This window comes from Streptomyces sp. T028 (assembly GCF_048159505.1).
Lineage (GTDB): Bacteria > Actinomycetota > Actinomycetes > Streptomycetales > Streptomycetaceae > Streptomyces.
The window spans coordinates 74,175-93,149 of record NZ_JBLRVZ010000004.1 but is presented as its reverse complement, the minus strand read 5'-3'; the positions used below and the strand labels follow the sequence as shown (position 1 = coordinate 93,149).

The 18,975-nt window shown below is 68.7% G+C and carries 19 protein-coding genes; all 19 read left to right on the top strand.

Annotation, left to right across the window (positions count from 1 at the left end; genetic code table 11):
- The first annotated feature begins 76 nt into the window (after nucleotides 1-76).
- The 19 genes from ACLZN2_RS03780 (at nucleotide 77) to ACLZN2_RS03690 (ending at nucleotide 18,808) form a co-directional block, all read left to right on the top strand.
- Nucleotides 77-1,870: a trypsin-like serine protease gene (locus tag ACLZN2_RS03780; protein ID WP_416977007.1), complete on the top strand. Its 1,794-nt coding sequence runs from the start codon at nucleotides 77-79 to the stop codon at nucleotides 1,868-1,870.
- 157 nt (nucleotides 1,871-2,027) lie between these two features.
- Entirely contained in the window at nucleotides 2,028-3,146 is a 1,119-nt protein-coding gene (locus ACLZN2_RS03775; RefSeq protein ID WP_416976889.1) for an LCP family protein, read from the top strand.
- A gap of 270 nt (nucleotides 3,147-3,416) precedes the next feature.
- A complete protein-coding gene (gene rpmE / locus ACLZN2_RS03770; protein ID WP_133917174.1) occupies nucleotides 3,417-3,641 on the top strand; it encodes a 50S ribosomal protein L31 in 225 nt (74 codons plus the stop codon).
- A 108-nt stretch (nucleotides 3,642-3,749) separates the two neighbouring features.
- The gene (prfA, locus tag ACLZN2_RS03765) at nucleotides 3,750-4,826 is read left to right on the top strand and encodes a peptide chain release factor 1 (protein WP_416976888.1); all 1,077 of its coding nucleotides are present in this window, start codon (nucleotides 3,750-3,752) and stop codon (nucleotides 4,824-4,826) included.
- Between the two features lie 36 nt (nucleotides 4,827-4,862).
- Nucleotides 4,863-5,708 (top strand): peptide chain release factor N(5)-glutamine methyltransferase, encoded by an 846-nt coding sequence (gene prmC, locus ACLZN2_RS03760; RefSeq protein WP_416976887.1) that lies wholly within the window; start codon nucleotides 4,863-4,865, stop codon nucleotides 5,706-5,708.
- Between the two features lie 67 nt (nucleotides 5,709-5,775).
- Nucleotides 5,776-6,423 (top strand): L-threonylcarbamoyladenylate synthase, encoded by a 648-nt coding sequence (locus tag ACLZN2_RS03755; protein WP_416976886.1) that lies wholly within the window; start codon nucleotides 5,776-5,778, stop codon nucleotides 6,421-6,423.
- Nucleotides 6,420-7,100: a protein-tyrosine-phosphatase gene (locus ACLZN2_RS03750; RefSeq protein ID WP_416976885.1), complete on the top strand. Its 681-nt coding sequence runs from the start codon at nucleotides 6,420-6,422 to the stop codon at nucleotides 7,098-7,100. Before ACLZN2_RS03755 ends, ACLZN2_RS03750 begins: the two co-directional genes overlap by 4 nt.
- Before the next feature lie 205 nt (nucleotides 7,101-7,305).
- Entirely contained in the window at nucleotides 7,306-8,571 is a 1,266-nt protein-coding gene (gene glyA / locus ACLZN2_RS03745; protein WP_416976884.1) for a serine hydroxymethyltransferase, read from the top strand.
- A 204-nt stretch (nucleotides 8,572-8,775) separates the two neighbouring features.
- Nucleotides 8,776-10,077: an MraY family glycosyltransferase gene (locus ACLZN2_RS03740; protein ID WP_416976883.1), complete on the top strand. Its 1,302-nt coding sequence runs from the start codon at nucleotides 8,776-8,778 to the stop codon at nucleotides 10,075-10,077.
- A gap of 311 nt (nucleotides 10,078-10,388) precedes the next feature.
- On the top strand, nucleotides 10,389-10,853 hold the full coding sequence (locus tag ACLZN2_RS03735; RefSeq protein WP_416976882.1) for a hypothetical protein: 465 nt from the start codon (nucleotides 10,389-10,391) through the stop codon (nucleotides 10,851-10,853).
- A gap of 225 nt (nucleotides 10,854-11,078) precedes the next feature.
- Complete coding sequence (gene atpB, locus ACLZN2_RS03730) at nucleotides 11,079-11,900, top strand: F0F1 ATP synthase subunit A (RefSeq protein ID WP_416976881.1); 822 nt, start codon at nucleotides 11,079-11,081, stop codon at nucleotides 11,898-11,900.
- A gap of 72 nt (nucleotides 11,901-11,972) precedes the next feature.
- The gene (locus tag ACLZN2_RS03725; protein ID WP_416976880.1) at nucleotides 11,973-12,218 is read left to right on the top strand and encodes a F0F1 ATP synthase subunit C; all 246 of its coding nucleotides are present in this window, start codon (nucleotides 11,973-11,975) and stop codon (nucleotides 12,216-12,218) included.
- A gap of 41 nt (nucleotides 12,219-12,259) precedes the next feature.
- Nucleotides 12,260-12,805, top strand: a complete 546-nt coding sequence (locus tag ACLZN2_RS03720; RefSeq protein ID WP_404202308.1) for a F0F1 ATP synthase subunit B — start codon at nucleotides 12,260-12,262, stop codon at nucleotides 12,803-12,805.
- Nucleotides 12,802-13,617: a F0F1 ATP synthase subunit delta gene (locus ACLZN2_RS03715; RefSeq protein ID WP_416976879.1), complete on the top strand. Its 816-nt coding sequence runs from the start codon at nucleotides 12,802-12,804 to the stop codon at nucleotides 13,615-13,617. The genes ACLZN2_RS03720 and ACLZN2_RS03715 overlap by 4 nt, the downstream gene beginning before the upstream one ends.
- Nucleotides 13,618-13,759: 142 nt before the next feature.
- The gene (gene atpA / locus ACLZN2_RS03710; RefSeq protein ID WP_416976878.1) at nucleotides 13,760-15,349 is read left to right on the top strand and encodes a F0F1 ATP synthase subunit alpha; all 1,590 of its coding nucleotides are present in this window, start codon (nucleotides 13,760-13,762) and stop codon (nucleotides 15,347-15,349) included.
- A gap of 21 nt (nucleotides 15,350-15,370) precedes the next feature.
- Nucleotides 15,371-16,288 carry a F0F1 ATP synthase subunit gamma gene (locus ACLZN2_RS03705; RefSeq protein WP_416976877.1) on the top strand — a complete coding sequence of 306 codons (918 nt, stop codon included), beginning with the start codon at nucleotides 15,371-15,373 and terminating at the stop codon, nucleotides 16,286-16,288.
- Nucleotides 16,288-17,724 carry a F0F1 ATP synthase subunit beta gene (gene atpD / locus ACLZN2_RS03700; RefSeq protein ID WP_416976876.1) on the top strand — a complete coding sequence of 479 codons (1,437 nt, stop codon included), beginning with the start codon at nucleotides 16,288-16,290 and terminating at the stop codon, nucleotides 17,722-17,724. Before ACLZN2_RS03705 ends, atpD begins: the two co-directional genes overlap by 1 nt.
- Nucleotides 17,725-17,842: 118 nt before the next feature.
- The gene (locus tag ACLZN2_RS03695; RefSeq protein ID WP_416976875.1) at nucleotides 17,843-18,217 is read left to right on the top strand and encodes a F0F1 ATP synthase subunit epsilon; all 375 of its coding nucleotides are present in this window, start codon (nucleotides 17,843-17,845) and stop codon (nucleotides 18,215-18,217) included.
- A 144-nt stretch (nucleotides 18,218-18,361) separates the two neighbouring features.
- A complete protein-coding gene (locus tag ACLZN2_RS03690; protein WP_416976874.1) occupies nucleotides 18,362-18,808 on the top strand; it encodes a DUF2550 domain-containing protein in 447 nt (148 codons plus the stop codon).
- The last annotated feature ends 167 nt before the right edge of the window (nucleotides 18,809-18,975 follow it).

The window sequence follows — 18,975 nt, the reverse complement described above, 5'->3', positions numbered from 1 at the left end:
GTACGATCACGCTCTTCGGTCACTTTTTCGACCTCTGAACTTCTGATCCCGAGGGGGGACTTACGTGGGTAAAGCCATGTCCGGGGACGGCCGGCACAGACGTCGGATACGGATCGCCCTGCCCGCCGCGGTGGCCGGTGTGGCCGCCGTCGCCGCCGCGCTGATGACCACGTCGGCCGGCGCCGCGACCGCGCTGCCGGAGCCGACGACCAAGCCCGCCATCCAGACGGCGTCGCTCGCCGAGCTGCAGGCCCGGGTCGCCGGCGCGGCCGCCGGTGACGACACCGCGGGGGAGACGACCAGCAAGTCGTCCCTGAGCGCGAGCACCAGCAGCGGCACCGTCGACCCGAAGATCATCGGTGGTACGACCACGACGATCACCTCGGCGCCATGGATGGCCCAGCTCTGGTACTACGACGACAAGGGCACCACCGACACGGCCGACGACCTGGGCTTCTTCTGCGGCGGCGCCGTCGTCGCCCCGACGAAGATCCTGACGGCCGCGCACTGCGCCAAGGGCTACAGCTGGGCCAAGCACGGCGCGGTCGTGACCGGCACCGCGAATCTGCCCGACGACTCGGGCAACACCGACGGCACGGTCTCGCTGCCGCTGCGTCAGTGGACCCACTCCTCGTACAGCTCGACGACCATCGACAACGACATCGCGGTCATCACCCTGGCCGCTCCCGTCAAGGCGACGCCGATCCGCATGGCGACGGCCGCTGACACCACCTCGTACACCGCCGGGACCAGTGCGAAGGTCTACGGCTGGGGCCGCACCAGCTCCACCACCCAGGACATCTCCGACACGCTGAAGACGGCCACGCTGCCGATCCAGTCGGACACCACCTGCGCCAACTACTACGGCACCGACTTCGTCAAGGGCCACATGGTCTGCGCGGGCAACCCCGCCACCGGCAGCGACGAGGGCACCACCTCCGCCTGCAACGGCGACTCCGGTGGCCCGCTGGTCGTCAACAACCGCATCGTCGGTGTCGTCTCCTGGGGTGTCGTGGACTGCGTCGAGCAGGGCGCCTACAGCGTCTTCTCGAAGGTGAAGACGTACGTCGGCGCCGCCTACGCGCAGGTCGACGACGCCAGCATGAGCTACACCGACGCCAAGGCCGACCTCTTCGTGCGCAACGCCTCCACGAAGACCGCCTACGAGAAGGACTCCAAGGGCACGTCCTTCGGCGCCCGGCAGAGCCTCGGCAACTGGGGTGCCGTCAACCTCGTCCTCCAGGCCGACCTCGACCGGGACAGCGTCCAGGACCTCGTGTACCGCGTCGCCGCCACCGGCGACGTCTACTGGCTGCACTACGTGTGGTCCACCGAGTCGTGGTCCGAGAAGCAGATCTTCGACAACTGGAAGACCCGCACCCGTATCCTCACCCCCGGCGACCTGACCGGCGACTACCTGCCCGACCTGGTCTCCGTGGACTCCAGCGGCAAGGCGTGGCTCTACCCGGGCAAGGGCAACGGCTCCTTCTCGTCCCGCGTGCAGATCGGCACCGGCACGGGCTGGAACCAGTACAACCTCCTGCGCGGCAAGGGTGACTTCAACGGCGACGGCCTGGCCGACATGATCGCCCGCAACAAGAGCACCGGCGCGATCTACCTCTACAAGGGCACCGGCAAGGCCTCGAGCCCGTTCTCCGCCCGCGTCAAGGTCCGCACCTGGAGCAACACCACGTACAACGCCTTCGACGCCATCGGTGACATCACCGGCGACGGCAAGGCCGACTTCCTGGCCCGTACGCCCGGCGGCACGCTCTATCTGTACAAGGGCACCGGAAAGGCCACGAGCGAGATCTTTGCCACAAGGATCTCGGTCGGTACCGATTTCAAGCAATACGACATCTTCGGCTGAAGTCGCAGGTGAGCGCGGTGCGCCCGCGTTCAACGACTACGCACTGTGCCCGCCTTGCCACAAGGCGGGCACAGTGCGTTGTGCAACCCTTTCTCCCGTTTCCCCGTCTGACCTGGCGGAGCGACGATGGTGAGGTTGTACGAGAACAGAGGAGCACATGTCCGCCGACAGCACGCCGGAGCCCGGCATACCGGGCGAGAACGGCAGCAGCAACGGGCCGCGCCACCGCAGACAGCGGGGCCGGCGCAAGGGGCTGCTGATCACGGCGTGGACGGCCGCCGGCATCGTCGCCCTGGGCGGCACCGGCGCGGGCTACGTGTACTTCAAGCTCAACGGCAACATCAAGAGCGTCGACATCGACCAGGCCCTCGGCACCGACCGGCCCACCAAGGTCGACAACGGCTCGGAGAACATCCTCGTCCTCGGCTCGGACACCCGTTCCGGCTCCAACAAGAAGCTCGGCGGCGGCACCGACGACGGAAGCGCCCGCTCCGACACGGCGATGATCATCCACGTGTACGAGGGCCACAAGCGGGCCAGCGTGGTCTCCATCCCGCGCGACACCCTCATCGACCGGCCGTCCTGCACCGACGCCGAGGGCGTCAAGCACGACGCGGCGAACGGCGTGATGTTCAACTCGGCGTACTCCACGGGCGGCGCGGCCTGTGCCGTGAAGACCGTCGAGTCGATCACCGGCATCCGTATGGACCACTACCTCGAGGTCGACTTCTCCGGCTTCGAGAAGCTGATCGACGAGCTGGGCGGCGTCGAGGTCACCACCACCCGGGCCATCGACGACCCCGACAGCCACCTCAAGCTCAAGGCCGGAACCCACACCCTTGACGGCGAGCAGGCCCTCGGCCTGGTCCGCACCCGGCACGGCGTCGGCGACGGCTCCGACCTCGGCCGCATCCAGCTCCAGCAGGCCTTCATCAAGGCCCTGGTCACCCAGGTCAAGCACATCGGCCTCTTCACCAGCCCGAAGAACCTGTACGACCTCGCGGACACCGCGACGAAGGCGGTCACCACCGACTCCGACCTCGGCTCGGTCAACTCCCTGATGTCCTTCACGAACGGCCTCAAGGGCATCAGCGCGTCCCACATGCACATGGTGACCATGCCGGTGCGGTACGACCCCGACGACCCCAACCGGGTCGTCGTCCTGGAGAAGAAGGCCCAGCAGGTCTGGACGGCCCTGAAGAACGACCAGCCGATCCCGGCGGCGGCGACGACGGGCAACGCGACCGGGGAAGCGGCGGGGGTCGTGACGTCGTAGTCCGGGTGCGGGTGCGTCGTGGTTTCTCGCGCCCACGCGGCGGAGCCGCATATTGATACAGCCCCGCGCCCCTGAGTAGGTCGACTGCAGCTCCTTCAGGGGCGCGGGGAACTGCGCGACAAGCCACGACGCACCCGCACGGAATAGATTGCCGCACCCCCCGGTTTTGGGGGATGGCGCCAGTCCTGGCAGACTGGTACGTCGGCTCCGGTTCACGCGTGTCGTATCCCGCGGCAGCGACCCGGCGCCCTCCCGAAACTAGGAGACACCTTGAAGCGCGACATCCACCCCGAGTACGTCGAGACGCAGGTCAGCTGCACCTGTGGCGCGTCGTTCACCACCCGCAGCACGATCGCGAGCGGCACCATCCGCGCCGACGTCTGCTCCGAGTGCCACCCGTTCTACACGGGCAAGCAGAAGATCCTCGACACCGGTGGCCGTGTGGCCCGCTTCGAGGCCCGCTTCGGCAAGGCTGCCGCCGGCTCCAAGAAGTAGCGAGCCCTCTTTCGCCGGTCCACGGCCGTGCCCCCGCCCGGGGTGCGCCGGGACCGGCGTTTTTGGTCGTTCGCCTTCATCCACGCACCAGCATTTCAGGAGCCCACCATGTTCGAGGCCGTCGAGGAGTTGGTCGGTGAGCACGCCGACCTGGAGAAGAAGCTCGCGGACCCGTCGGTCTTCGCCGACCAGGCCAACGCGCGCAAGCTGAACAAGCGCTACGCCGAGCTCACCCCGATCGTCGCCACATACCGCTCCTGGAAGCAGACCGGCGACGACATCGAGACCGCGCGCGAGTTCGCCGCCGCCGACCCGGACTTCGCCGCCGAGGTCAAGGAGCTGGACAAGCAGCGCGAGGAGCTGACGGAGAAGCTGCGGCTGCTGCTCGTGCCCCGGGACCCGTCCGACGACAAGGACGTCATCCTGGAGATCAAGGCGGGCGCCGGCGGCGACGAGTCGGCCCTCTTCGCGGGGGACCTCCTGCGGATGTATCTCCGGTACGCCGAGCGCGTCGGCTGGAAGACCGAGATCATCGACGCCACCGAGTCCGAACTGGGCGGCTACAAGGACGTCCAGGTCGCCGTGAAGACCAAGGGCGGCCAGGGCGCCACCGAACCCGGTCAGGGCGTGTGGGCGCGGCTGAAGTACGAGGGTGGCGTGCACCGGGTGCAGCGCGTTCCCGCGACCGAGTCCCAGGGGCGTATCCACACCTCCGCCGCCGGTGTCCTCGTGACCCCCGAGGCCGAGGAGGTCGACGTCGAGATCAACCCGAACGACCTGCGCATCGACGTCTACCGCTCCTCCGGGCCCGGCGGGCAGTCCGTCAACACCACCGACTCCGCCGTGCGCATCACGCACATTCCCACCGGAGTCGTCGCCTCCTGCCAGAACGAGAAGAGCCAGTTGCAGAACAAGGAGCAGGCGCTGCGTATCCTGCGCTCCAGGCTCCTCGCCGCGGCGCAGGAGGAGGCGGAGCGGGAGGCCGCCGACGCCCGCCGCAGCCAGGTCCGCACCGTCGACCGCTCCGAGAAGATCCGCACGTACAACTTCCCGGAGAACCGCATCTCGGACCACCGCGTCGGCTTCAAGTCGTACAACCTGGACCAGGTCCTGGACGGCGACCTCGACGCGGTCATCCAGGCCTGCGTCGACGCGGACTCGGCGGCGAAGCTGGCAGCCGCGTAACCACGGCACGGACGAGTACCACCACGGAGGACTTGCGTGAACCTGCTGCTCTCGGAGGTGGCCCAGGCCACCCAGCGGCTGGCCGACGCCGGCGTGCCCTCGCCGCGCAACGACGCGGAGGAGCTCGCCGCGTTCGTGCACGGCGTGAAGCGCGGCGGACTGCACTCCGTGAAGGACTCCGACTTCGACGCCCGCTACTGGGAGGTCATCGCCCGGCGTGAGCAGCGCGAGCCGCTGCAGCACATCACCGGGCGGGCCTACTTCCGCTATCTGGAGCTCCAGGTCGGCCCCGGCGTCTTCGTGCCGCGGCCCGAGACCGAGTCGGTCGTCGGGTGGGCCATAGACGCCGTACGGGCCATGGACGTCGTGGAACCGTGCATCGTCGACCTGTGCACCGGCTCCGGCGCCATCGCGCTCGCCCTCGCCCAGGAGGTGCCGCGCTCCAGCGTGCACGCCGTGGAGCTGTCCGAGGACGCGCTCGTGTGGACGCGGAAGAACATGGAGGGCTCCCGCGTCGACCTGCGGCAGGGCAACGCCCTGGACGCCTTCCGCGACCTCGACGGGCAGGTCGACCTGGTGGTCTCCAACCCGCCGTACATCCCGCTGACCGAGTGGGAGTACGTCGCCCCCGAGGCGCGGGACTACGACCCCGACATGGCGCTGTTCTCCGGCGAGGACGGCCTCGACCTCATCCGCGGTCTGGAACGGACCGCGCACCGGCTCCTGCGCCCGGGCGGTGTCGTCGTCATCGAGCACGCCGACACCCAGGGCGGCCAGGTGCCGTGGATCTTCACCGAGGAGCTGGGCTGGGCCGACGCGGCCGACCACCCGGACCTCAACAGACGCCCGCGCTTCGCGACCGCCCGCAGGGCGATGCCGTGAACACCGCTCACGTGAACACCGCTCAGACTTCCATCCAGCAGTACGTGCACGAGGAGGCCCGCTAGACATGGCTCGGCGATACGACACCAACGACGCGACCGACCGCGTGACCGGTCTGCGCGAGGCCGCGTCCGCCGTCCGCCGGGGCGAGCTCGTGGTCCTTCCGACCGACACGGTGTACGGCATCGGCGCCGACGCGTTCTCCAAGGAGGCCGTGGGCGATCTGCTGGAGGCCAAGGGCCGGGGCCGCACCATGCCCACCCCCGTCCTCATCGGCTCCCCGAACACCCTGCACGGCCTGGTCACGGACTTCTCCGAGCTGGCCTGGGAGCTGGTCGACGCGTTCTGGCCGGGCGCGCTGACGCTCGTCGCCAAGCACCAGCCGTCCCTGCAGTGGGACCTGGGCGACACCCGGGGCACGGTTGCCGTGCGCATGCCACTGCACCCGGTCGCCATCGAGCTGCTGACCGAGGTCGGCCCCATGGCGGTGTCCTCCGCCAACCTCACGGGTCACCCCGCGCCGGAGAACTGTGACTACGCCCAGGAGATGCTGGGCGACTCCGTCTCCGTCTACCTCGACGGCGGCCCGACCCCCGGCAACGTCCCGTCCTCGATCGTCGACGTCACCCGCGAGATCCCGCTGCTGCTGCGCGAGGGGGCGATCACGGCCGACGAGCTGAGGAAGGTCGTACCCGACCTCGAGGTGGCGAATTGACAGCCCCTGACGCGGGGCGTGGCATAGGCAACGGGGAACGCGCCGCGGAGATCACGACGACCTTCGTCGGACTTCCGCGCGACACCTTCCGCATCCTCCACGTCAGCACCGGCAACGTCTGCCGCTCGCCCATCACCGAGCGGCTGACCCGGCATTTCCTGTGGCAGCGGCTCGGGGTGCTGGGCGGCGGGCTGGTCGTGGAGAGCGCGGGCACCTGGGGCCACGAGGGCGCGCCGATGGAGGCCAACGCGGAGACCGTGCTGGCCGACTTCGGCGCGGACCCCTCCGGCTTCGTCGGCCGGGAACTGCTCGACGAGCACGTCATCATGGCCGACCTCGTCCTGACCGCGACCCGCGACCACCGCGCCCAGGTCATCTCCATGGGGCACTCGGCGGGCCTGCGCACCTTCACCCTCAAGGAGTTCACCCGCCTGGTGAACGCCATCGACCCGGCCACGCTGCCTCCCCTGGAGGAGGGCGTGGTCCGTCGCGCCCGCGCGCTGGTCCGCGCGGCCGCCGCCCTGCGTGGCTGGCTCCTCGCCCCCACCCTGGAGGCGGACGAGGTGTACGACCCCTACGGCGCGCCCCTGCCGTTCTTCCGCTCGATCGGCGACGAGATACATCAGGCCCTGGACCCCGTGGTGACGGCGCTGACCGGGGTGCCGGCGCGGATGTAGGTGACGCGGGCGTTTCTCTAGCCGGCACCCGGCGCTGAGGGCTGTGCCCACCCTCCCCCACTCTCGGCTTCGCTCGAGCGGGGGGACCCCCATCGCCCCAGCGGAACGACTGCCCACAGCCAGTACGCCGGCCAGTACGGGAGCGTCTGGCGCGTCTCGGGCCTACATTGGACGTACGTCACCGTCGACGCCCCCGGAGGCCGTCATGTCGGTCATCCCTGCCCCCGTAGCGGCCGATGTCCTGCGTCGGCAGGATCCCGAGATGGCCGAGATCCTGCTCGGGGAGGCGGCGCGGCAGGCGTCGACGCTGCAGCTGATCGCCGCCGAGAACTTCTGCTCGCCCGCCGTGCTGGCCGCGCTCGGCTCGGCGCTCGCCAACAAGTACGCCGAGGGGTATCCGGGGGCCCGGCACCACGGGGGCTGCGAGATCGTCGACGTCGCCGAGCGGCTCGCCGTGGAGCGGGCGAAGCGGCTGTTCGCGGCCGAGCACGCCAATGTGCAGCCCCATTCCGGGTCGTCCGCCGTGCTCGCCGCGTACGCGGCCCTGCTGCGGCCCGGCGACACCGTCCTCGCCCTCGGGCTGCCCTACGGCGGGCACCTCACCCACGGCTCGCCCGCGAACTTCTCCGGGCGCTGGTTCGACTTCGTGCCGTACGGCGTGGACGCCGAGACCGGGCTCATCGACCACCAGCAGGTGCGGACGCTGGCCCGCAGCCATCGGCCCAAGGCGATCGTGTGCGGCTCCATCGCCTACCCGCGCCACATCGACTACGCCTACTTCCGGGCCGTGGCCGACGAGGTCGGTGCCTATCTCATCGCCGACGCCGCCCACCCCATCGGGCTGGTCGCCGGGGGAGCGGCGCCCTCTCCGGTGCCGTACGCCGACATCGTCTGCGCCACCACCCACAAGGTGCTGCGGGGCCCGCGCGGCGGGATGCTGCTGTGCGGGAGCGACCTCGCGGAGCGGGTCGACCGGGCCGTGTTCCCGTTCACCCAGGCCGGAGCGCAGATGCACACGATCGCCGCGAAGGCGGTCGCGTTCGGCGAGGCGTCGACCGAGGCGTTCGCGGCGTACGCCCATCAGGTGATCGCCAACGCGAAGGTGCTCGCGGCCCGCCTGGAGAAGGAAGGGCTGGCGGTGACGACGGGTGGCACCGACACCCACCTCGTCACCGTCGATCCGGCGCCCCTCGGTGTCGACGGGCGCTCCGCGCGCGGGCTGCTCGCCGCCGCCGGGATCGTCCTGGACTGCTGTGCGCTGCCACACGGCGGAGCCGTTGGTGTCGCGGCCGCCGACGTGCGCGGGCTGCGGCTCGGCACGGCCGCGGTGACCACGCAGGGCATGCGCGAGGACGAGATGACGGGTGTCGGGTCGCTGATGGGGGCCGTGCTGCGCGGCCAGGTGGAGGCCAAGCGGGCGCGCGAGGAGGTGCGGGAACTGGCCACGGCCTTCCCGCCGTATCCCGGGTGAGGGACCCGGAACCGGCCGACTTCGCGCGTACCGGCGGGGAGGACCGGGTACGCGCGCTGTCACAAAACGCCCCCGTGCACCCACGCTCACAGCGGCACGTGCAACCATCGTCGCTACCCGGAAGTCCCCACACATATGCGCCGTGTGTGAGTCGATCGCTAGGGTGTGGGGCTGAGATGGCCAGCGAGACCTGTGGGGAAGCCTGTGCGTGAATACCTGCTGACGCTCTGCATCACGGCCGCGGTGACGTATCTGCTGACCGGGCCGGTACGGAAGTTCGCGATCGTGGCGGGCGCGATGCCGGAGATCAGGGCCCGTGACGTGCACCGGGAACCCACTCCGCGGCTCGGCGGGATCGCCATGTTCTTCGGGCTGTGCACGGGTCTGCTGGTCGCGGACCACCTCACCAACCTCAACGAGGTCTTCGAGAAGTCGAACGAGCCGCGCGCCCTGCTTTCCGGAGCCGCCCTGATCTGGCTGATCGGCGTCCTGGACGACAAGTTCGAGATCGACGCGCTGCTGAAGCTGGGCGGCCAGATGATCGCCGCCGGCGTGATGGTCATGCAGGGTCTGACGATCCTGTGGCTGCCGATCCCGACGGTCGGCACGGTCGCGCTGACCCAGTGGCAGGGCACCCTGCTGACGGTGGCGCTGGTCGTGATCACCATCAACGCGGTCAACTTCGTGGACGGCCTCGACGGTCTCGCGGCCGGCATGGTGTGCATCGCCGCCGCCGCGTTCTTCATGTACACGTACCGGATCTGGTACTCGTACGGCATCGAGGCGGCCGCCCCCGCGACGCTGTTCGCGGCCGTCCTGATGGGCATGTGCCTGGGCTTCCTGCCGCACAACATGCACCCGGCACGGATCTTCATGGGCGACTCGGGCTCGATGCTGATCGGGCTGGTGCTGGCGGCGGGCGCGATCTCCGTCACGGGCAACGTCGACCCGGAGGCCCTGTTCGGCGGTTCCGAACGCTCCACGGTGCACCAGATGGTGCCGGTCTACATCCCGCTGCTGATGCCGCTGACGATCATCGCCATCCCGGCCGCCGACCTGATCCTGGCGATCGTGCGGCGCACCTGGCGCGGCCAGTCGCCGTTCGCCGCGGACCGCGGGCATCTGCACCACCGACTGCTGGAGATCGGCCACTCGCACAGCCGGGCGGTGCTGATCATGTACTTCTGGTCGGGGCTGATCGCGTTCGGCGCGCTCGCCTACTCCGTCAACGCCGCGTCCATGTGGATCGTCCTCGGCGTGGTGTTCCTCAGCGCGCTCGGCCTGGTGCTGCTTCTGCTGCCGCGCTTCACACCGCGTGCGCCGCGCTGGGCTCAGGCGTTCGTGCCGCCGCGCTACCGCCGCCGGCGGGCCGCCGATCTCGCCGCGGAGGCCGCGCTGGCCGCCGCCGAGGGAGCCGAGCCGCAGCCGCGTACGCCCGTGGCGGTCGGGGTCTCCGGGGTCAACGGAGCGACCGCCGTGGGCCCTCGCTCGCGGTCGGCAAGGTAAGAATCTGACTAGAGCATTGCCAAGTCGTGGGGGAAGCACGTGGGGTCAAAGCTCCCAATACCAGACAACTCGGCGCTGTTTCCGCACAGACGCGCAGCGTCACTCTCATGTGTGACAGTGAGCACACCATCCAGGTAAAGACCTCATCAAATAGTTTGTGATACGGTTCACGAGAACCCCGGAGACAGCCGAAGGGCCGTAGTGCGACGGCCCCTTGGCGCGAGGCAGGCGTGAGGTCTTTCGCCCCTCGAACCGGGACTACGCTCGTCCATGACGACACCCCTGCCCCCATTGAAAGCGGAGTTGCCGCCATGCCGTCCAACGACGTCCGGATCCTGGCCCAGGCCGCCGTGCCCACAGCCGCCGTCGGCGCGATCGCCGCCGTCGTCAGCGGTGTGGTCGCGGGCGGCAAGGGAGCCATCGGCGCCGTCGTCGGCACGGTCATCGTGATCGCGTTCATGGGGATCGGCCTCTACGTCCTGCAGCGCACCGCCAAATCGCTTCCGCAGTTGTTCCAGGCCATGGGTCTGATGCTCTACGCGGCGCAGATCCTGCTGCTGTTCATCTTCATGGCCGCGTTCAAGAACACGACGCTGTTCAACCCCCGGGCCTTCGCCGCCACGCTCGTCGTCGCCACGATCGCCTGGATCGCGGCGCAGACGCGGGCGCACATGAAGGCCAAGATCCTTTACGTCGAACCCGATTCGGCCTCCTCCTCGAGCACTTCGCGTTCCTCGAAGGGCGAGAAGCCCGAAAAATCGGGGCACTCGTCGTGAGGGGTAGGGCCGGGATAAAGACGTCTGAGATCTCCTGCTATCGTCCGGTGCCAACTGCGGCATCGCGGGCGCGGGCATCCCAGCTGACGCCTGCTCAAGCGCGAGGCGAGATGCCCCACAGCCGCCCCCACATCCGAAACACCAGTCCCGTGCCGAAACGCGGCCGTACGCCGCGCCGACACAACGAGGTTGCCGTACCTATGCGCCACGACGAAGGAGCCCGCGGTGAGTGCTGACCCGACGCAGGTGCTCGCTTTCGAGACCGACTGCCACCTGTTCGACGGTTGTGGCTTCCCGGCTCCGGGCCTGCACTCGTTCCTGTTCGAGCCGCTCTTCGGCGACGCGGACGGCAACTCGTACTTCAACAAGACGATGCTGCTGGCCCTGCTCGGCTCGATCATCATCGTCGGCTTCTTCTGGGCCGCCTTCGCCAAGCCGAAGGTCGTCCCCGGCAAGCTCCAGATGGTCGCCGAGGCCGGCTACGACTTCGTCCGCCGCGGCGTCGTCTACGAGACCATCGGCAAGAAGGAAGGCGAGAAGTACGTCCCGCTCGTCGTCTCGCTGTTCTTCTTCGTCTGGATGATGAACCTCTGGTCGATCATCCCGATCGCCCAGTTCCCGGTCACCGCGATCATCTCCTACCCCGCGGTCCTCGCCGGCATCGTCTACATCATCTGGGTCTCGCTGACCTTCAAGCGCCAGGGCTTCGTCGGCGCCTGGAAGAACTTCACCGGCTACGACAAGTCCCTCGGCGCGGTCCTCCCGCTGTCGATGACGATCGAGCTGTTCTCGAACCTCCTCGTGCGGCCCTTCACCCACGCCGTCCGACTCTTCGCGAACATGTTCGCCGGTCACACCCTCCTGCTGCTCTTCACCATCGCCAGCTGGTACATGCTCAACGGCATCGGCATCGCCTACTCGGCCGTCTCGTTCGTGATGGTCCTCGTGATGACGGCCTTCGAGCTCTTCATCCAGGCGGTGCAGGCGTACGTCTTCGTCCTGCTGACCTGCAGCTTCATCCAGGGCGCGCTCGCCGAGCACCACTGAGCACTCCCGACCCCCATCCAGACATCCGGTGGCCAACCCCCACCGGTCCTTGAAAGAGAAGGAAGAACCGGCATGTCCGCTCTCCAGACCCTTGCCGATGTCAAGATCGTGGGCAACCTCGGCTCGATCGGCTACGGCCTCGCCGCGATCGGCCCGGGCGTCGGCGTCGGCATCATCTTCGGTAACGGCACCCAGGCGCTCGCCCGTCAGCCCGAGGCTGCCGGTCTGATCCGCGCCAACCAGATCCTCGGCTTCGCCTTCTGTGAGGCGCTGGCCCTGATCGGTCTGGTCATGCCGTTCGTCTACCCGACCTCCTGACCTGATCCGTCGGACTGCCCCTTTCGACGAAAGGCACTGATATGAGCCCCCTGGTTCAGCTGGCGGCCGAGGAAGCGGAAAACCCGCTCATCCCGCCGATTCCGGAGCTCGTGATCGGCCTGATCGCCTTCGTCATCGTCTTCGGCTTCCTCGCCAAGAAGCTCCTCCCGAACATCAACAAGGTTCTGGAAGAGCGTCGCGAGCAGATCGAGGGCGGTATCGAGAAGGCCGAGGCCGCTCAGACCGAGGCCCAGAGCGTGCTCGAGCAGTACAAGGCTCAGCTCGCCGAGGCCCGCCACGAGGCCGCGCGCCTGCGCCAGGAGGCTCAGGAGCAGGGCGCCACGCTCATCGCGGAGATGCGCGCGGAAGGCCAGCGGCAGCGCGAGGACATCGTCGCCGCCGGTCACGCCCAGATCGAGGCCGACCGCAAGGCCGCCGCGTCCGCGCTGCGTCAGGACGTCGGCAAGCTCGCCACCGAACTGGCCGGCAAGCTCGTCGGCGAGTCCCTCGAGGACCACGCCCGCCAGAGCCGCGTCATCGACCGCTTCCTCGACGAGCTCGAGGAGAAGGCCGAGGCGTCGCGATGAACGGAGCGAGCCGCGAGGCCCTGGCAGCCGCACGAGAGCGTCTCGACGCGCTGACGGACTCCACGTCCGTGGACGCGGCGCAGCTCGCCGACGAGCTGGCGGCCGTCACCGCGCTGCTCGACCGCGAGGTGTCGCTGCGTCGGGTCCTCACCGACCCGGCGCAGGCCGGTGAGGCCAAGGCCCAGCTGGCCCAGCGCCTGCTCGGCTCCCAGGTCAGCGGCACCACCGCCGACCTGGTGTCCGGTCTGGTGCGGTCCCGCTGGTCGCAGTCGCGCGACCTGGTGGACGCCCTGGAGGAGCTGGCGAACATCGCCGACCTCACCGCGGCGCAGAAGGCCGGCGCGCTCGACGACGTCGAGGACGAGCTGTTCCGCTTCGGGCGGATCGTCTCCTCCAACACCGATCTGCGCGCGGCACTCACCGACCGGAAGGCCACCGCCTCGGCCAAGGGCGAGCTGCTGCGCAGCCTGCTCGGCAGCCGTGCCGACGCGGCCACCGTTCGTCTGGTGACGCGCCTTGTGACCGCTCCGCGTGGACGTAGCCTGGAGGCGGGACTCGAGTCCCTGTCCAAGCTCGCCGCCGAGCGCCGCGACCGCGTCGTGGCCGTCGTCACGTCGGCCGTGCCGCTGAGCGACACGCAGAAGCGACGCCTCGGCGCCGCCCTCGCGAAGCTCTACGGGCGGCAGATGCACCTCAACCTCGACGTCGACCCCCAGGTCGTCGGCGGGATCCGGGTGCAGGTCGGCGACGAGGTGATCAACGGCTCCCTCGCGGACCGCATCGAGGACGCCGCCCGCCGCATGGCGAGCTAGCAGCAACCCATTACGCAGTACGTACGCAAGCGGCCCTGGTTGGGCCGTGCAGAGGATTCACCTCTTTCAGGGGGGAGTCCGGGAGTTCAGACATCCCCCCAAAGTGAAACTTCGGGCCCAACAAGGAGAGCAGGGAACCCAGATGGCGGAGCTCACGATCCGGCCGGAGGAGATCCGGGACGCGCTGGAGAACTTCGTCCAGTCGTACAAGCCGGACGCGGCCTCGCGCGAGGAGGTCGGTACGGTCACCCTTGCCGGCGACGGCATCGCGAAGGTCGAGGGTCTTCCCTCGGCCATGGCCAACGAACTGCTGAAGTTCGAGGACGGCACCCTCGGCCTCGCGCTCAACCTGGAAGAGCGCGAGATCGGTGCCATCGTCCTCGGTGAGTTCAGCGGCATCGAGGAGGGTCAGCCGGTCACCCGTACCGGCGAGGTGCTCTCCGTGGCCGTCGGCGAGGGGTACCTCGGCCGCGTCGTCGACCCGCTCGGCAACCCGATCGACGGCCTCGGCGAGATCGAGACGTCCGGCCGCCGCGCCCTCGAGCTGCAGGCCCCCACGGTCATGCAGCGCAAGTCGGTGCACGAGCCGATGGAGACCGGCTACAAGGCCGTCGACGCGATGACCCCGATCGGCCGTGGTCAGCGTCAGCTGATCATCGGTGACCGCCAGACCGGCAAGACCGCCCTGGCCGTCGACACGATCATCAACCAGCGCGACAACTGGCGCTCGGGCGACCCGGACAAGCAGGTCCGCTGCATCTACGTCGCCATCGGCCAGAAGGGCTCCACCATCGCGTCGGTCCGTCGCGCGCTGGAGGAGAACGGCGCGCTGGAGTACACGACCATCGTCGCCGCCCCGGCGTCCGACCCGGCCGGCTTCAAGTACCTGGCGCCGTACACCGGTTCGGCCATCGGTCAGCAGTGGATGTACGAGGGCAAGCACGTCCTGATCATCTTCGACGACCTGTCGAAGCAGGCCGACGCCTACCGCGCCGTGTCGCTGCTGCTGCGCCGCCCGCCGGGCCGTGAGGCCTACCCGGGTGACGTCTTCTACCTGCACTCCCGTCTGCTGGAGCGCTGCGCGAAGCTCTCGGACGACATGGGCAAGGGCTCGATGACCGGTCTGCCGATCGTCGAGACCAAGGCCAACGACGTCTCGGCGTTCATCCCGACCAACGTCATCTCCATCACCGACGGCCAGTGCTTCCTGGAGTCGGACCTGTTCAACGCCGGTCAGCGCCCCGCGCTGAACGTCGGTATCTCCGTCTCCCGAGTCGGTGGTTCCGCGCAGCACAAGGCGATGAAGCAGGTCTCCGGCCGTCTCCGCGTCGACCTGGCCCAGTTCCGTGAGCTGGAGGCGTTCGCCGCCTTCGGTTCCGACCTGGACGCCGCGTCGAAGGCGCAGCTGGAGCGTGGTCAGCGCATGGTCGAGCTGCTCAAGCAGGCTCAGTACCAGCCGATGTCCACCGAGAACCAGGTCGTCTCCGTCTGGGCCGGCACCACCGGCAAGATGGACGACGTCCCGGTCGCCGACATCCGCCGCTTCGAGAAGGAGCTCCTCGAGTACCTGCACCGCTCGGAGCAGGGCCTCATGACCTCCATCCGCGAGGGCGGCAAGCTCTCGGACGACACGCTGACGGCCGTGGCCGACGCGATCGTGGAGTTCAAGAAGCAGTTCGAGACCTCGGACGGCAAGCTCCTCGGCGAGGACGCCGTCAGCGTCTCCAAGTGACGTAAGGAAGGGACCTGACTCATGGGAGCACAGCTCCGGGTCTACAAGCGTCGCATCCGATCCGTCACCGCGACCAAGAAGATCACGAAGGCGATGGAGATGATCGCCGCCTCGCGCGTCGTCAAGGCGCAGCGCAAGGTGGCGGCCTCCACGCCGTACGCGACCGAGCTCACCCGCGCGGTCACGGCGGTCGGTACCGGTTCGAACACCAAGCACCCGCTGACCACGCAGGCCGAGACGGTCGTGCGGTCCGCGGTGCTGCTCCTGACGAGCGACCGCGGTCTCGCCGGTGCCTTCAACTCCAACGCCATCAAGGCGGCGGAGCAGCTGACGGCGCGCCTCGAGGCCGAGGGCAGGCAGGTCGACACGTACATCGTCGGCCGGCGCGGTGTCGCCCACTACAACTTCCGTGAGCGCACCATCGCGGAGTCGTGGACGGGCTTCACCGACGAGCCCTCGTACGCGGACGCCAAGAAGGTCGCGGCGCCGCTGATCGAGGCGATCGAGAAGGACACGGCCGACGGCGGCGTGGACGAGATCCACATCGTCTTCACCGAGTTCGTCTCGATGATGACGCAGACGGCCCTCGGTGACCGTCTGCTGCCGCTCAGCCTCGACGAGGTGGCGAAGGAGGCGAAGCCGGCGGGCGAGATCCTTCCGCTCTTCGACTTCGAGCCCTCGGCGGAGGACGTCCTCGACGCCCTGCTGCCGCGCTACGTGGAGAGCCGCGTGTACAACGCGCTTCTCCAGTCGGCGGCCTCGAAGCACGCCGCGACGCGGCGCGCGATGAAGTCGGCCACCGACAACGCCGGTGAGCTCATCGAGAGCCTCTCCCGGCTTGCCAACGCGGCCCGCCAGGCCGAAATCACCCAGGAAATCAGCGAGATCGTCGGTGGCGCGAGCGCCCTGGCCGACGCGACCGCGGGGAGTGACCGCTAATGACCACCACTGTTGAGACCGCGACGGCCACGGGCCGCGTCGCCCGGGTCATCGGCCCGGTCGTCGACGTGGAGTTCCCCGTCGACGCGATGCCGGACATCTACAACGCGCTGCACGTCGAGGTCGCCGACCCGGCGAACGCCGGCGAGAAGAAGATCCTGACCCTGGAGGTCGCCCAGCACCTGGGTGACGGCCTGGTCCGCACGATCTCCATGCAGCCCACCGACGGTCTGGTCCGCCAGGCCGCCGTCACCGACACGGGCACGGGCATCACCGTCCCGGTCGGCGACTTCACCAAGGGCAAGGTGTTCAACACCCTCGGTGAGGTGCTGAACGTCGACGAGAAGTACGACGGCGAGCGCTGGACCATCCACCGCAAGGCCCCGAACTTCGACGAGCTCGAGTCGAAGACCGAGATGTTCGAGACCGGCGTCAAGGTCATCGACCTGCTGACCCCGTACGTCAAGGGCGGCAAGATCGGTCTGTTCGGCGGCGCCGGCGTCGGCAAGACGGTGCTCATCCAGGAGATGATCTACCGTGTCGCCAACAACCACGACGGTGTCTCCGTGTTCGCCGGTGTCGGTGAGCGCACCCGTGAGGGCAACGACCTGATCGAGGAGATGTCCGACTCGGGCGTCATCGACAAGACCGCGCTGGTCTTCGGTCAGATGGACGAGCCCCCGGGCACCCGTCTGCGCGTCGCGCTGGCCGGCCTCACCATGGCCGAGTACTTCCGTGACGTCCAGAAGCAGGACGTGCTGTTCTTCATCGACAACATCTTCCGCTTCACGCAGGCCGGTTCCGAGGTGTCGACCCTGCTCGGCCGTATGCCCTCCGCGGTGGGCTACCAGCCGAACCTGGCCGACGAGATGGGTCTCCTCCAGGAGCGCATCACCTCGACCCGTGGTCACTCGATCACCTCGATGCAGGCGATCTACGTCCCCGCGGACGACCTGACCGACCCGGCCCCGGCCACCACCTTCGCCCACCTCGACGCGACGACGGTGCTCTCCCGTCCGATCTCCGAGAAGGGCATCTACCCGGCCGTGGACCCGCTGGACTCCACGTCCCGCATCCTGGACCCGCGTTACATCGCGCAGGACCACTACGACGCCGCCATGCGCGTCAAGACGATCCTGCAGAAGTACAAGGACCTCCAGGACATCATCGCGATCCTCGGTATCGACGAGCTCGGCGAGGAGGACAAGCTCGTCGTCCACCGTGCCCGTCGCGTGGAGCGCTTCCTGTCCCAGAACACCCACGTCGCCAAGCAGTTCACCGGCGTCGACGGGTCGGACGTCCCGCTGGACGAGTCGATCGCGGCCTTCAACGCGATCTGCGACGGCGAGTACGACCACTTCCCGGAGCAGGCGTTCTTCATGTGCGGTGGCATCGAGGACCTCAAGGCCAACGCCAAGGAGCTGGGCGTCTCCTGATCTCGGACTGTCCGAGTACGTGTGAGGGGGCGGGCGCGTCCCGCCCCCTCATTCACGCCCACTAGACTTAGTAACCAACACCCGGCAGACCCGCCGGGTGGTGACCCGAGGAGCCACCTTGGCTGCTGAGCTGCACGTCGCGCTGGTCGCGGCCGACCGAGAGGTCTGGTCCGGCGAGGCCACCCTGGTCGTCGCGCGCACCACGTCCGGCGACATCGGCGTCATGCCCGGTCACCAGCCGCTGCTCGGTGTGCTGGAGTCGGGCCCGGTGACCATCCGTACGAGTGATGGTGGGACGGTCGTCGCCGCGGTGCACGGCGGTTTCATCTCGTTCGCGGACAACAAGCTGTCGCTGCTGGCCGAGATCGTCGAGCTGTCCGACGAGATCGACGTCCAGCGTGCGGAGCGGGCACTGGAGCGTGCCCAGGCGGAGGCCGACGCCGCCGCCCAGCGCCGTGCGGACGTACGACTGCGTGCGGCGGCCACGCGCTGACAACCCGGCGCGGAGCTGTATGACGTCACTCAGCCGCGGTCGGCACCGGAGGAATCCGGAGCCGACCGCGGCTGAGGCAGATATGGATGTTTTTTCCGTTCCGTTACCTATTTCGGTACCTAGGAGACGAGGAGGTCGGTGTCGATGGTCCTCGCTCTGACTGTGTGCGGAATCGTCGTGGCCCTGGTGGTGCTGGGGCTGTTCGTGTTCGGTCTGCGCCGCAGACTCATCCAGCGTTCCGGCGGCACCTTCGACTGTTCCCTGCGCTGGGACGTCCCCGAGAAACCGGACACCAGCGGCAAGGGCTGGAGCTACGGCGTCGCCCGCTACAACGGCGACCGCATCGAGTGGTACCGCGTTTTCTCGTACGCCTATCGACCCCGCCGTGTTCTGGAGCGCGCCTCGATCGAGGTGGCCGGCCGTCGCCTTCCCGAGGGCGAGGAGGAACTGGCCCTGCTGTCCGACGCGGTGATCCTCGCCTGCACCCACCGGGGCACGCGTCTCGAACTCGCCATGAGCGAGGACGCGCTGACCGGTTTCCTCGCGTGGCTGGAGGCGGCCCCGCCCGGCCAGCGGGTGAATGTGGCGTAGCCCCGCTGACAGAAGCCGAATCAGCCGGTGCCGCGAACGGCACCGGCTGATCGGGATCCAGATTCCACCGGGGGTGCCCATCGCGGGTGTCGGTGTGGTTACCCGGGGCTTCTGCAGAAACGCCACAGGTGGTCCGACATCCGCTCCCCCAGTGGAATGGGCGGCCC